This is a genomic window from Rathayibacter sp. VKM Ac-2857, from assembly GCF_013205025.1.
Classification (GTDB): Bacteria; Actinomycetota; Actinomycetes; order Actinomycetales; family Microbacteriaceae; genus Rathayibacter.
In genome coordinates, this window is sequence record NZ_JABMLE010000002.1 from 1,131,670 (window position 1) to 1,146,032 (window position 14,363).

The window sequence follows — 14,363 nt, forward strand, 5'->3', positions numbered from 1 at the left end:
CCGCGCAGCGGGCCCCCCCTTGCTGGTCGAGTAGCCCGCTCCGCGGGCGTATCGAGACCCACCATCGCCGGACCCCCGGTCGCCTCCCCGCGCCCACCGCCGCCCCTCGCCGGGTCACCACCCGCCGTTGCGCCCGCCGCGCCGACGCGCCACCCTCGGAGGATGTTCTACGACGAGAGCGCCCGCCTCGAGGACGTCCCGGTCCCGCCGACCCTCGACGAGGTGGCGCGCGCCTTCCCGGGCCCGCTGTACGGCTTCGTCCCTCAGCCGTCGCTCGAGCCGTGGACGTCCGGCACGGCGTCGAGCACCTCCGGCGGGCGCGTCGAGATCGAGTCCGCGGCGATCGGCTACACGCTCTGGCAGAACCCGGACGACCACGACGACCCCGCCAACCTCGCCGAGCTCTCCGGCGAGCTGCGCGCCTCCCTCGACGCCCCGCCGGTGCGCCCGCTGCCCGACTGGATGACCGCGATCACCGCCCGGATGCGCTACCCGTGGCTCTGGGAGGCGGTGCGGACCACCGTCGCGCACGAGCCGGCGCCGCCGTGGCACTCCGTCGAGAGCGTCCTCGTCGAGCACGTGAACCACATCCTGATGAACCGGTTCCGCGACGAGCGGGTCCGCGGCGGCTTCCCGGGCGAGCTGCTCGGCCCCGCGACCGAGAAGTGCGTCGAGCACGACGTCCCCCTCCTCCTCGACGGCCGCTCGGTCCCCGGCCTCCGGATCGACACCGACGCGCACGTCCTCGGCGTCGGCGCCGACCTCGGCGACCGCGTCCTGACGGCCGTCGTCGACCGCGACCGCCTCCCCCTGATCGACCTCGCCTTCGCCACCCACCGCGTCCCCGCCTGATCTCTCCCAGTGGTCGAGCGGCCCGCTCCGCGGACCCCCTCATGCTGGTCGAGTAGCCCGCGCAGCGGTCCCCTTTGCTGGTCGAGTAGCCCGAGCAGCGGTCCCCCTTTGCTGGTCGAGTAGACCGCGCAGCGGGCGTATCGAGACCCACCATGGCCAGCAGCCGAGTCCGCAGAACACCCGTGCTGACGGGGTCGGGTCGCGATACGCCCCTGCGGGGCTACTCGACCAGCATGTCTGCGCTGAGCACTCCCGCTGGAGACCCCCCCTGCTGGCGAGCAGCCCGCGCAGCGGGTCAGTCTGCTGGTCACGTAGCGCGCGCAGCGGTTCCTTGTGATTGTCGGTCAGCCCGCGCAGCGGGTCCTTCTGTTGGTCGAGTAGACCGCACAGCGGGCGTATCGAGACCCCCGACCAGCACGATTCGGCCGATGGCTGCCTGCAGCTCAGGACGCCGCGAGGTGGAGCCGCGCGTCGCACCAGCTCGCGATGGCGGGGTCGTGGGTCGCGACGACGACGCTCGCGCCGTGGCCGGCGAGCTCGGTCAGCACGTCGAGCACCGTCTCGCTGTTCTCGGCGTCGAGGGCGCCGGTCGGCTCGTCGGCGAGGACGAGCGTCGGGCTCTTCACCAGCAGCCTGGCGAGCGCGACCCGCTGCTGCTCGCCGCCGCTCAGCCGGGCGACGCGCTCGCGGCCCCGCCCGGCGAGGCCGACGCGGTCGAGCGCGCGCTCGAACCGGTCGCTGCGGCCTCGCCGCTCGCCGAGCGCGATCGCGAGGTTCTGCTCGACGGTCGCGGTGTCGACGAGGGCGTAGCTCTGGAAGAGGTAGCCGAGTCGGTCCCGCCGGAAGCGCCGGCGGCCGTGCGCCCGGAGCCGGGTCAGCTCCTCGCCGTCGACCTCGATCGAGCCCGAGTCGGGGGCGTCGAGGAGCCCGAGGCAGTTGAGGAGCGTCGACTTGCCGCTGCCGCTCGCGCCGGTGAGGGCGAGGGTGCTGCCGGAGGCGACGGTCACATCGAGCCCGCTCCACAGCGTGCGTCGGCCGTAGCCCTTGGCGAGGTGGGTGGCGAGGATCACAGGAGGACTTTCCGTTCGGTCGGGAGGGAGGAGTGGAGCGGGGAGCGCATCAGGCGTCGACGACGGGCGAGCGGCTCGCCCTCCGGTGGGCGAGGGCCAGGCACGCGACGAGGAGGGCAGAGCTCGCCGCGACCACGCCGATGTCCAGCGCCGTCTGCTCGAGAAGGAAGTTCTCGGTGTCGACCGTGCCGAGGTCGATCACCGTGCGGACGTCCTTCGGATCGCGGAACCACTGCGGGACGACGGCGAGCGCCAGCGTCGCTGTCAGCAGCACACCCTCCAGCAGGAGCCCGCTCCGGTGCGCCGTGAGCGGTCCGAGCCCGGACAGCCGGTGCACGAACGCCCGCTTGCGGTCCTTCTCCACCAGCACCACCGCCGCGACCAGTCCGGTGAGCAGCACGACGATCCCGCCGCTCACGAAGCCGATCACGTTGATCGCGTGCGCACCGAGCGCCCGCCGGTACTGCTCGTTCGCCTGGTACGCCACTGGAGTGATGGAGGCCACGAAGGGGGAGAGACCGCCCATCTCGATCGCGGCCGGGAGCGCCGCGGGATCGGTGAAGATCACTCCGCCCTGGGTGATCACCGCGACCAGCTCGGAGGCGGCGAGCACCCCGACCGATGGCAGAACGACGACGATCGGATCGACGAGCTCGGGCTCCGGGCGGAAGCTGTGCTCACCGGAGCCCAAGGTGACGAGGGCCTGCCCTGACGGCACGACGTGCTCCGCGACGGGAAGACCGACGGTCGCGGGTGCCGGATCCGAGACGCTCGACTGCGTGTCCTGCCAGGAGTGCAGGTCGGCCAGCACGGACAGCCGGTACTCAGCAGACGTGTCCTCCGGCTCGAGGACAGTGAGGACGCCGTCGGGGACCTCGGTCATCCGGCGCCCGTCATCGCCGAGCACCTCGACCCTCCGGAGGTATCCCTCATTGACGAGCAGCACGTTTCCCTGGTCGCTGAGTCCCGGCGTGACGAAGATCATCCCTCCGGAGGCTTCCTGCGAGACGGCCAGATCGGCCAGTCGCCGATCAGCGGCGTGATACTCGGACGGGCTCAAGTAACCGCCGATGCTGATCGTGACCGCGTCTTGCGCGGCACTCCGGAGCTCGCGGCTGCGCCCCTCGACCTCGGCGACCCGGGCGCTCTGCCCGAGCGCGGCGACGATCGCGAGGAGCACCAGCACCGCCGGGACCCGGACGGCGTAGACGCCGAGCAGCACCCACCAGCCGTCGATCTCGCCCTTCACCTGGTCGACGAGCCGGCGGCCGTCGGTGAGGGCGATCGCGAGGATCTGCGCGACGACCGCGGCGAGCAGGAGGAGCGCGAGCAGCCGGCCGGAGAGCGCGAGGACCGTCGGCAGCTGCGCGAGGCCGTTCACAGCGGCCGTCGCGAGAGCGACCGCCGCCACTCCGCCGACCGAGAAGGCGACCACCGGGAGCGCGAGGAAGCGCCACTCCGACAGCAGGATGCGGAGGAGCCCCGCTCCGTGCAGCCGCTGCACACCGTGCGCCCTGCTGCGGAGCACAGTGCCAGCTCCCACAAGCACGATGATCCCGAGCAGCGCGACGGCGAGCGAGCGCATCAGATCGCCGTACTCGCGGTACGTGTCGACGTCGATGCCCGAGGCGTAGGGCGCGACCCGGCCCGACCAGCCGCCGTTCTCGATGACCGCGAGCACTGCCTCCGCATCCGCTCGATCACCCCCGACCAGCCAGGCCCCGCGCGGATCGAGCAGACCGAGGTCCTGCAGCGGCGCGACCGTCGTCGTGATCGCGGTGTCGACAGCGCCGTAGCCGTCGCGGAGCAGCTCCGCCGCGGCCCCCTCTCCTGCGACGTACAGGTGGCGGACGGTGGCCGGCTCCTCGGCGTCCTCGACGAATCGGACCACGTCGATCCCGCGGGTTTCGACCAATACGGTGAGCTCGCGGTAGACATCAGCGGCGGAGACCCGCGGCTCGGCATCCCGCGACAACGAGAGCTGCCAGCCCCCGTTCCACACCGGGCCGCGCGCATCGAACGCGCGGACGAAGACGACGGCGAGCACTGTCGCCAGGACGACGGCCAGCGCGTAGCCGAGGATCACGCTCTTGCTTCTCTCAGCTCTCCCACTGCTCGGGCGGGCGGGGCCGAGACCCCGCCCGCCGTTCGATCAAGAATCAGCAGAAGCTGTAGTAGGCGTAGTCGACCTCGAAGATTCGAGCCGGCGCGCTGATCGCTGCGGGTACACCCGGTGCTTGGCAACTCGACCGGTGCAGCGTTCCGTTGTCGACAGACGTCCGATGCTTCTCGGACGAGTGCTCGTAGGCGGACAGCACGATCCCGCCGGTCGTCCCGTGGATCCACTTGCCTCCGTCCGGATACGACACGGTGTACGCCGCCGCGACCGGCGCGATCAGCATCGCCCCCGTCAGGGCGAGTCCGGTGATGAAGGACCGGCGGGAGCCGGGTGCTCGGAAGGACATGGTGGGACCTCTCACTATTTCGGACCGCCGTCACCGTGACCGGTGAGGCGGGCTGCGCTGCGGCAGCGAGGGAACCGTATGCCCGGAACCATACTGATCTGACAATCTCAGCGAGGTATCACGACAACACGGCGCGTTACAGTGCCTGTGGAGGAGCCTCAACGCCTCCGTGCACCTCTCCGCACCCCTCCGACCGACCGGGCAAGCGCATACCCGCCCCCACCCCGCGCTCACCGGCCGGAACCGGCTCCGAGCGGGAGTACCGTGACGCCATGACAGCGCAGGACGACATCGGTGCGGAGCAGGCGCCCCCCAAGGACTTCTCGCACGAGCAGGAGGGCTACCAGCACGGTCTGAAGCCCCGCCAGCTCCAGATGATCGCGATCGGCGGTGCGATCGGAACTGGGCTCTTCCTCGGCGCCGGCGGCCGCCTCAACTCCGCCGGGCCGGCCCTCGCGATCGCCTACCTGGTCGCCGGGATCTTCGCGTTCTTCATCCTCCGCGCCCTCGGCGAGCTGGTCCTGCACCGCCCGTCGTCGGGGTCGTTCATCTCCTACGCCCGCGAGTTCTACGGCGAGAAGTTCGCCTACGCGGCCGGCTGGATGTACTTCCTCAACTGGGCGATGACCTCGATCGTCGACACCACCGCCGTCGCCGTCTACCTCAAGTACTGGTCGGCCTTCACCGCGGCGCCGCAGTGGCTCCTCGCCCTGATCGCGCTGCTCGTCGTCCTCGCCGCGAACATGGTCGCGGTCAAGGTCTTCGGCGAGCTCGAGTTCTGGTTCGCCCTGATCAAGGTGACGGCGCTGGTCGCCTTCCTCGTCGTCGCGCTGATCTGGCTCGTCTTCGCCTTCCCGGTGCAGGCGGGCGGCGAGACCGTGCAGACCGGCGTCTCGATCCTCGGCGACAACGGCGGCATCCTCCCCAACGGCCTGCTCCCCGCAGTCCTGGTGATGCAGGGCGTGGTCTTCGCCTACGCCGCGATCGAGCTGGTCGGCACCGCCTCCGGCGAGACGCAGGACACCGAGAAGGTGATCCCCCGCGCGATCAACTCGGTGATCTTCCGCATCGCGATCTTCTACGTCGGCTCGATCGTCCTGCTCTCGCTGCTGCTCCCGTACACCGCCTACAAGGAGGGCGAGAGCCCCTTCGTCACCTTCTTCTCCTCGATCGGCGGCCCCGAGGTCGGCACCATCGCGGGCTCGATCATGAACTTCGTGGTTCTCACCGCGGCCCTCTCCTCCCTCAACGCCGGCCTCTACTCGACCGGCCGCGCACTGCACTCGATGGGGATGAACGGCTCCGCACCGAAGTGGACGACGCGGATGTCGCGCGGCGGCGTCCCCTACGCGGGCATCCTGCTCACCGCGACCTTCACGGTGGCGGGCGTGGTGCTGAACTACTTCGTGCCGAGCCAGGCCTTCGAGATCGCGCTCAACATCGCGAGCCTCGGCATCATCACGGCGTGGGGCACGATCATCCTCTGCCAGATGCGGCTGCGGCAGTGGGCGAAGAAGGGCCTCGCGAAGGAGCCGTCCTTCAAGCTCCCCGGCGCCCCGGTCACCTCCTGGCTGACCCTCGTCTTCCTCGCCGTGGTGCTCGTGCTGATGGCGATCGACTTCCCGGTCGGCACCCTCACCATCGCCTCGCTGGTGATCATCGTCCCGCTGCTGGTGGCCGGCTGGTTCCTCCAGCGCGGGCGCATCCTCCGGATCGCGGAGCTGCGCGACGGAGTGACGGGACCGTTCCCGGTGACCGGTCGCGACCCCGCGGCCCAGGTGCGCCGGGACCGCGACGACCAGGACTGACGCCGGCCGGCACCGACGCAGGCCGCACCCGCCCACCGATACTCTCGATCGCGCGGGCGCCCACGCGCCGGCGGAACGGGAGCGGCATGGCCACGGTGGACTCCGCGGAGCGGCGCGCGCGCCTGATCGAGCTGCTCGAGCGCGACGGCGCGATCCGCCTCGACGACGCGGCGGCCGAGCTCGACGTCTCGACGATGACCGTGCGCCGCGACCTGGCCGACCTCGAGGCGGAGGGCCGGCTCAGCCGGGTCCGCGGCGGCGCGGTCGCCGCCCTCCGGCCGCGCCCCTTCGCCGAGCGCCTGGCCGCGGGTGCCGCCGCCAAGCGCGAGATCGCCCGCAAGGCCGTCGCCCTGCTGCCCGACTCCGGCGCGATCGCGGTCGACGCCTCCTCGACCGCCGGCACCCTCCTCGCCGCCGCCCCCGAGTCGCCGCGGCTGCTCATCGCGACCAACTCGCTGGAGAACCACGCCTCGGCCCGCGCCACCCGCGCCCGCGTCGTCCTGATCGGCGGCGAGCTCCAGGCCGAGACCGACAGCTTCGTCGGCCCGCTCGCCTGCGCCGGCGCGGCCGAGCTGCACTACGACCGCTTCTTCACCTCCGCCTCGGCCGTCACCCGCGCGGGCACGAGCGAGGTGACACTCGAGGAGGCGCAGGTGAAGCGCGTGCTCGTCACCGCCTCCGCCGAGACGGTGCTGCTGGTCGACTCCTCCAAGCTCGAGCGCACGGCCCTCGCCCGGGCGCTCGACTGGGACGCGATCGCGGTGCTCGTCACCGAGCTCGACCCCGCGGACGAGCGACTCGACCCGTTCCGCGGACTCGCCGACGTGCGCTGACGAGCATTGACCGGAACGAGTCCGGCTGTTAGCTTCTGTGATAGTTAACACACTCGCTCAATCAGACGGAGAAGTCATGGCAGCCTCGACCGCCGCGGAGCTCATCGCCCGCTCGAACCGCCTCGGGGCCGACCCGCGCAACACGAACTACGCCGGCGGCAACACCTCCGCGAAGGGCGTCGAGACCGACCCCGTCACCGGCGAGCCCGTCGAGCTGCTCTGGGTCAAGGGCTCCGGCGGCGACCTCGGCACGCTGAAGGAGTCGGGCCTCGCCGTCCTCCGCATGGACCGCCTCCGCGCGCTGACCAACGTCTACCCCGGCCTCGACCGCGAGGACGAGATGGTCGCCGCGTTCGACTACACGCTGCACGGCAAGGGCGGCGCCGCCCCCTCGATCGACACCGCGATGCACGGCCTCGTCGACGCCGCGCACGTCGACCACCTGCACCCCGACTCCGGCATCGCCTTCGCGACCGCCGCCGACGGCGAGCGCCTCACCGCGGAGGCCTTCGGCGGCACCGTCGCCTGGGTCCCCTGGCGCCGCCCCGGCTTCCAGCTCGGCCTCGACATCGCCGCGATCAAGGAGGCGAACCCCGAGCTCATCGGCGCGATCCTCGGCGGCCACGGCATCACCGCCTGGGGCGACACCAGCGAGGAGGCGGAGGCGAACTCGCTCCGCATCATCGAGACCGCGAGCGCGTACATCGCCGAGCACGGCCGCCCCGAGCCCTTCGGCCCCGCCCTCGACGGCTACGCCGCCCTGCCCGAGGAGGAGCGCCGCGCCAAGGCCGCCGCCCTCGCCGCCCACCTGCGCTCGATCGCCTCGCACGACCGCCCCCAGGTCGGCCACTTCACCGACTCCGCCGAGGTCCTCGACTTCCTCGCGAGCACCGAGCACTCGCGCCTCGCCGCGCTCGGCACCTCATGCCCCGACCACTTCCTCCGCACCAAGGTGAAGCCGCTGCTCGTCGACCTGCCGGCCAAGGCCTCCGTCGAGGAGATCCTCGAGCGCCTCCCCGCCCTGCACGAGGCGTACCGTGCCGACTACCAGGCCTACTTCGACGCGCACGCGACGCCCGAGAGCCCCGCGATCCGCGGCGCCGACCCGCTGATCGTGCTCGTCCCGGGCGTGGGCATGTTCTCCTACGGCGCCAACAAGCAGACCGCCCGCGTCGCCGGCGAGTTCTACGTCAACGCCATCAATGTGATGCGCGGTGCTGAGGCGATCTCGACCTACGCGCCGATCGACGAGGCCGAGAAGTTCCGCATCGAGTACTGGGCCCTCGAGGAGGCGAAGCTCCAGCGGATGCCGAAGCCCAAGCCCCTCGCCTCCCGCATCGCGCTGGTGACCGGCGCCGCCTCCGGCATCGGCAAGGCCATCGCCACCCGCCTCGCCGCCGAGGGCGCCTGCGTCGTCGTCGCCGACCTCGACCTCGCCAAGGCGCAGGCCGCGGCCGCCGATCTCGGCTCGACCGACGTCGCGGTGGGAGTCGCGGCGAACGTCTCCGACGCCGCCGCTGTGAAGGCCGCGATCGACGCCACCGTGCTCGCCTTCGGCGGTCTGGACCTGGTCGTCAACAACGCCGGCCTCTCGCTCTCGAAGTCGCTCTTCGACACCACCGAGGCCGACTGGGACCTCCAGCACGACGTGATGGCGAAGGGCTCGTTCCTCGTCTCGCAGGCCGCGGCCCGCGTGCTCGTCGACCAGAAGCTCGGCGGCGACATCGTCTACATCTCCTCGAAGAACTCGGTCTTCGCCGGCCCGAACAACATCGCCTACTCCGCGACCAAGGCCGACCAGGCCCACCAGGTGCGCCTGCTGGCCGCCGAGCTCGGCGAGCACGGCATCAAGGTCAACGGCATCAACCCCGACGGCGTCGTCCGCGGCTCCGGCATCTTCGCCTCCGGCTGGGGCGCGAACCGCGCCAAGACCTACGGCATCGACGAGGAGGACCTGGGCGCGTTCTACGCCAAGCGCACCATCCTCAAGCGCGAGGTCGTCCCCGAGAACGTGGCCAACGCCGTCTTCGCCCTCTGCACGTCGGACTTCTCGCACACGACGGGGCTGCACGTTCCTGTTGACGCTGGAGTCGCGGCGGCGTTCCTCCGATGACCGCGACCGAAGGAGTCCTCCGATGAAGGCCGTCGCGGCGGTCGACCTCGGCGCCACCAGCGGGCGCGTCATCCTCGGCTACGTCGGCCACGACGAGCTGCGGATGCGGCACGTCGCGCGCTTCCCGAACCAGCCGGTCCGCGTCCAGGAGGGCGCCGAGTCCGCGCTGCACTGGAACATCCTCGAACTGCACCGCTCGCTGACGACCGGACTGACCAACGCGCTCCGCGACGAGCCGGAGGTCGTCTCGATCGGCATCGACTCCTGGGCCGTCGACTACGCCCTGCTGCGCCAGGGCCGGATGCTCGGCGCGCCGTACCACTACCGCGACGAGCGGACCGCGCGCGGCGTCGCCGACGTGCACGCGCGCATCGGCGCCGAGGAGCTCTACGCGCGCAACGGACTCCAGCACCTCCCCTTCAACACGCTGTTCCAGCTCGCCGACGAGCGCGACGTCCTCGCACTCGCCGACCAGGCGCTGCTCGTCCCGGACCTGATCGGCTACTGGCTGACCGGCGTCGCCGCGACCGAGATCACCAACGCCTCCACCACGGGTCTGCTCGACCCGCACACCCGCGCGTGGGACCACGAGCTCCTCACGCGCCTCGATCTGCCGCTCGGGATCCTCGCGCCCCTGATCGAGCCGGGCTCCCGGCTCGGCTCGCTCCTGCCCGCCGTCGCCGCCGAGCTCGGCGCCCCGGCCGGGCTCGGCGTCGTCGCCGTCGGCTCGCACGACACGGCCTCGGCCGTCGTCGCCGTGCCGGCCGCTGGCGAGGACTTCGCGTACATCTCCAGCGGCACCTGGTCGCTCGTCGGCGTCGAACTCGAGGAGCCGGTGGTCTCGCTGGAGGGTCGGGCCGCCAACTTCACCAACGAGGGCGGCGTCGACGGGCGAGTCCGATTCCTGAAGAACGTCTCCGGGCTCTGGCTGCTCTCCGAGTCGATCCGCACCTGGGAGCGCAGCACCGGCGAGCAGATCGACCTCGCCGAGCTGCTGCGGCAGGCGGCGGCGATCCGCGGACCGATCACCACCTTCGACCCCGCCGACGAGCGCTTCCTCGCCCCCGGCAACATGCCCGGCCGGATCGTCGAGTGGTGCGTCGAGCGCGGTCTCGCGCAGCCGCGCACGCGCCCCGAGTTCGTCCGCTCGATCCTGGAGTCGCTCGCCGAGGCCTACGCGAGCACCCTCATCGACGCCGTCCGGCTCAGCGGCAAGCGGGTCCGCACGATCCACATCGTCGGCGGCGGCTCGCAGAACGAGCTGCTCTGCCAGCTCACCGCCGACCGCACCGGCCTCCCGGTCGAGGCCGGTCCCAGCGAGGCCACGGCGATCGGGAACATCATCGTCCAGGCCCGCGCGCAGGGCCTCGTCTCCGGCTCGCTCGAGTCGCTGCGCGCGCTCGTGCGCCGGGCGTTCCCGCCGACGCGCTACGAACCCCGTCCCTCCTCCCCCGAGAAAGGCTGACCAGCATGGTCCAGCGCCAGTTCCCGAAGCCCGTCGAGCTGCTCGAGTACCTCAGCTTCAAGAAGCCCGAGCTCGACGGCCGCAAGCGCCGCCTCGACGCCGCCCTCACCATCGAGGACCTCCGCACCATCGCGAAGCGCCGCACCCCCAAGGCCGCGTTCGACTACACGGACGGCTCCGCGGAGGGCGAGATCTCCATCGCCCGCGCCCGCCAGGCGTTCGAGGACGTCGAGTTCCACCCCCAGGTGCTCCGCGACGTCGCCGCCGTCGACACCACCGCCACCGTCCTCGGCGCGCCCTCCGCGATGCCGTTCGGGATCGCACCCACCGGCTTCACCCGCCTGATGCAGACCGAGGGCGAGACCGCGGGGGCCGGAGCGGCCGCCGCCGCGGGCATCCCGTTCACCCTCTCCACGCTCGGCACCACCTCGATCGAGAACGTGAAGAAGGCCAACCCGAACGGCCGCAACTGGTTCCAGCTGTACGTGATGCGCGACCGCGAGATCTCCTACGGCCTCGTCGAGCGCGCCGCCGCCGCCGGCTACGAGACGCTCTTCTTCACCGTCGACACCCCCGTCGCCGGCGCCCGCCTGCGCGACAAGCGCAACGGCTTCTCCATTCCGCCCCAGCTCACCGTCGGCACCGTCCTCGACGCACTCCCCCGCCCGTGGTGGTGGTTCGACTTCCTCACCACCCAGAAGCTCGAGTTCGCGTCCCTCAGCGCCACCGGCGGCACCGTCGGCGACCTGCTCGACCTCGCCATGGACCCCACCATCAGCTACGAGGACCTCAAGGTCATCCGCGAGATGTGGCCCGGCAAGCTCGTCATCAAGGGCGTGCAGAGCGTCGAGGACGCCCACAAGTTCGCCGACTTCGGCGTCGACGGCATCGTGCTGTCGAACCACGGCGGCCGCCAGCTCGACCGCGCCCCGATCCCGTTCCACCTGCTGCCCGAGGTCGTCCGCGAGGTCGGCACCGACACCGAGGTGATGGTGGACACCGGCATCATGAACGGCGCCGACATCGTCTCCTCCATCGCCCTCGGAGCGAAGTTCACCCTCATCGGCCGCGCCTACCTCTACGGCCTCATGGCCGGCGGCCGCCAGGGCGTCGACCGCACCATCGCGATCCTCTCCGACCAGATCGTCCGCACCATGAAGCTCCTCGGCGCCCACTCCCTCGAGGAGCTGACCCCCGCCCACGTCACCCAGCTCGAGCGCCTGCAGCCCCGCCCCCGCCCCTGACCCGGCGAAGCATGCCGGTCGAGTAGCCCCCACAGGCGCCATCATGCTGATCGAGTATCCGCCGCAGGCGCCATCATGCTGGTCGAGTAGCCGCCACAGGCCACCTCATGCTGGTCGAGTAGCCGCTGCAGGCGGCGTATCGAGACCCACGTCCCCCGCACGAAGGATCTCGATACGCCCGCTCCGCGGCCTACTCGATCAGCATGCAAAAAGCTGACGCCTTCTCCGCCGCAGGCCACCTCATGCTGGTCGAGTAGCCGCCAGAGGCGGCGTATCGAGACCCGCCGACGCCAGCAGGGCGAGTCTGCAGACCTGCCTTCTGGCGGTGGCGGATCTCGATACGGCCGCAATGCGGCCTACTCGATCAGCATGCAAGGGGCAGCCGCTCCACCGTCCCCCGTCCGCGCAGGCGCCCCCATGCCGGTCGAGTAGCCGCCGCAGGCGCCTCATGCTGGTCGAGTAGCCGCCGCAGGCGGCGTATCGAGACCCGCCCGCACCCAGCCTCTTGCCAGGAACTCCGTCGACCCGCTACGGTCGACGAACGCCACCACGAAAGGAGCCGACCATGACGAACGCGCCGCACTTCACCACCGCCGGCTTCTTCGGCGCCCTCTCCGACTGACCGGTCGAGCCTCCCGCTCGTCATCGCTCAGACGGTGACGGCGCAGAAGAAGCTCCCGGTCCGCGGCACCGCCGCACGGACCGTCGTCCCGTCCTCGACCCGAACCCCGGGTCCCGCGCGCCGCCCCTCCGGCGGCCGCTCCGCGCGCTCCGAGCGCGCTCCTCGCCGCGCCCACCAGGCGCTCTCCGGCGCGCCCGCGCGCCAGCCGCCCGGCACCGACCGGGCCTCGCACGAAGGACACCATCGTGAACACCGCAGCGACACTCGTCGCCCGCCTCCCCCGACCCCGCACCGCCCGCCTGCTCGACCGCCTCGCGCTCCGCGCGGGCATCGCCCTCGTGGCGTGGAGCACCCGGGAGCGCCGCCTCCCGCCCACCCACGCGGAGGTCGCCGCCCTCCGCCACGAGCGCGCCGCCCTCGAGGACCGCGAGCGCCGCACCGCACTCCAGCGCCTCCCGCGCTGACCCCGCCCACAACGCAGAAGTTGCGGTAGTCGCACTCGACTACCGCAACTTCTGCGTACTGAACTGCTTCTCGGGAGAGAGCAGCGCCGGCTACAGCGTCCCCTCGAACAGGACACGCTCCGGAGCGTCTTCATCGGCACCGGACCCGTTGCCGCCTTCCAGGGTGACCTTCACCTGATCACCCGGTTGCACATCAGCTGTGAAGTACAGCCGGTGCCCCGAGTAGTAGGCGCCGGAGAGACCGGTGAGCTCGTCGTTCCAGACCGATCCGATCTTCACGCCGTTCACAGAGATCCACACCCGCGCCGTACTGGTAGCAACGTCCTCCGACAGGGAGAAGACCGCTCGGTGATCCTCGTACGACACCGTCACCACCGGAGCATCCTTCGCAGTACCGGCCCCCGCGACAGGACCGGGCGTCGGTGCCTCGGTCGAGACCGGAGCCGGCTGCCCGCCCGTCGGAGCCGCATCGCCGAGCTGCGCCGTGTACAGCCTCGTCCGGCGGAGGGTGTCATCGAACCCGTCGTCCAGCGACCCCGCGTACTCCGTGACCGCCAGGCGATCGCCCGGCTTCACCCCGGGGATGTAGAGGACCGTCGGCCCATCAACGACATCGGGGACGACCCGCGCCACACCGCGGGTCTGCTTGTTCTGGATCTGCGCGACGGGCTTCCCCTCGACGATCACCACGAACCGCTTGTCCGAGCGGTAGAGGTCATCGGACACCGACACCAGCACCCCCTCGTCCGAGAGCGTCGCGATCACGAACGGCTGCTGCGCGATCGGCGCCGCTCCGGGAGCGGCCTCGGTCGACGCAGGAGCGGCATCGCCGAGCTGCGCCGCGTACAGCCTCGTACGGCGGAGGGAGTCGTCGAAGCCGTCGTCCAGCGACCCCACGTACTCGGTGACAGCCATGCGATCACCGGGCTTGACGCCCGGGATGTGGAGAACCGACCGACCATCGACGGAATCGGGAGTCACTGTCGCCACACCGCGGGTCTGCTTGTTCTGGATCTGAGCGACAGGCTTCCCCTCGACGATCACGACGATCCGCTTCTCCGACCGGTACAGGTCGTCGGACAGTGACACCAGCGCCCCGTCGTCCGAGAGCGTCGCGATCACGAGCGCCGGCTGCGCGGACGGCGCCGCTCCCGGAGCGGGCTCGGCCGGCGTCGGAACCGCGGCGGGCTCGGCGGCAGCGGCCGTCGGCGTGGGCGCGATGGCCGTCGGAGTCGGTTCGGGCGCAGCGGTCGTCGGCGTGGGCGCGATGGTCGTCGGAGTCGGCTCGGGCGCAGCGGTCGTCGGCACGGGCGCGATGGTCGTCGGAGTCGGGGCCGGCTCGGCGATCGCCGGCGTCGCCGACAGCAGGCCGAACAGGGTGGTCGCGGCGAGACAGGCCGCGGCAGTGCGCGTGTTCCTCATGGGTA

Annotated in this window: 11 protein-coding genes; 7 read left to right on the forward strand and 4 right to left on the reverse strand. The window is 71.5% G+C overall.

All coding sequences use genetic code 11. From position 1 onward, the window contains the following. The first annotated feature begins 162 nt into the window (after positions 1–162). Positions 163–852, forward strand: coding sequence for a hypothetical protein (locus HQQ86_RS12365; protein ID WP_173288427.1), 690 nt, complete (start codon positions 163–165; stop codon positions 850–852). Positions 853–1,295: 443 nt separating this feature from the next. Here HQQ86_RS12365 and HQQ86_RS12370 read toward each other — a convergent pair whose 3' ends face one another. The 3 genes from HQQ86_RS12370 to HQQ86_RS12380 all read right to left on the reverse strand — a co-directional run bounded on the left by HQQ86_RS12370 (position 1,296) and on the right by HQQ86_RS12380 (position 4,387). Further along, positions 1,296–1,922, reverse strand: a complete 627-nt coding sequence (locus HQQ86_RS12370; RefSeq protein ID WP_173288429.1) for an ATP-binding cassette domain-containing protein — start codon at positions 1,920–1,922, stop codon at positions 1,296–1,298. Positions 1,923–1,971: 49 nt separating this feature from the next. After that, positions 1,972–4,008 (reverse strand): hypothetical protein, encoded by a 2,037-nt coding sequence (locus tag HQQ86_RS12375; RefSeq protein WP_173288431.1) that lies wholly within the window; start codon positions 4,006–4,008, stop codon positions 1,972–1,974. 73 nt (positions 4,009–4,081) lie between these two features. Then, positions 4,082–4,387 (reverse strand): lactococcin 972 family bacteriocin, encoded by a 306-nt coding sequence (locus HQQ86_RS12380; RefSeq protein ID WP_173288433.1) that lies wholly within the window; start codon positions 4,385–4,387, stop codon positions 4,082–4,084. A gap of 272 nt (positions 4,388–4,659) precedes the next feature. Here HQQ86_RS12380 and HQQ86_RS12385 point away from each other — a divergent pair, with 272 nt between their 5' ends. The 6 genes from HQQ86_RS12385 to HQQ86_RS12410 all read left to right on the forward strand — a co-directional run bounded on the left by HQQ86_RS12385 (position 4,660) and on the right by HQQ86_RS12410 (position 12,936). Beyond that, positions 4,660–6,195 carry an amino acid permease gene (locus HQQ86_RS12385; protein WP_173288435.1) on the forward strand — a complete coding sequence of 512 codons (1,536 nt, stop codon included), beginning with the start codon at positions 4,660–4,662 and terminating at the stop codon, positions 6,193–6,195. 86 nt (positions 6,196–6,281) lie between these two features. Further along, complete coding sequence (locus HQQ86_RS12390) at positions 6,282–7,028, forward strand: DeoR/GlpR family DNA-binding transcription regulator (RefSeq protein WP_173288437.1); 747 nt, start codon at positions 6,282–6,284, stop codon at positions 7,026–7,028. Between the two features lie 76 nt (positions 7,029–7,104). Then, positions 7,105–9,141: a bifunctional aldolase/short-chain dehydrogenase gene (locus HQQ86_RS12395; RefSeq protein ID WP_173288439.1), complete on the forward strand. Its 2,037-nt coding sequence runs from the start codon at positions 7,105–7,107 to the stop codon at positions 9,139–9,141. A gap of 22 nt (positions 9,142–9,163) precedes the next feature. Then, positions 9,164–10,606 carry a rhamnulokinase family protein gene (locus HQQ86_RS12400; protein ID WP_173288441.1) on the forward strand — a complete coding sequence of 481 codons (1,443 nt, stop codon included), beginning with the start codon at positions 9,164–9,166 and terminating at the stop codon, positions 10,604–10,606. 5 nt (positions 10,607–10,611) lie between these two features. Further along, positions 10,612–11,850: an alpha-hydroxy acid oxidase gene (locus tag HQQ86_RS12405; protein ID WP_173288443.1), complete on the forward strand. Its 1,239-nt coding sequence runs from the start codon at positions 10,612–10,614 to the stop codon at positions 11,848–11,850. Positions 11,851–12,717: 867 nt separating this feature from the next. Further along, a complete protein-coding gene (locus tag HQQ86_RS12410; RefSeq protein ID WP_173288445.1) occupies positions 12,718–12,936 on the forward strand; it encodes a hypothetical protein in 219 nt (72 codons plus the stop codon). Positions 12,937–13,026: 90 nt separating this feature from the next. Here HQQ86_RS12410 and HQQ86_RS20930 read toward each other — a convergent pair whose 3' ends face one another. After that, on the reverse strand, positions 13,027–14,358 hold the full coding sequence (locus tag HQQ86_RS20930; protein WP_216845344.1) for a hypothetical protein: 1,332 nt from the start codon (positions 14,356–14,358) through the stop codon (positions 13,027–13,029). Between the last annotated feature and the right edge of the window lie 5 nt (positions 14,359–14,363).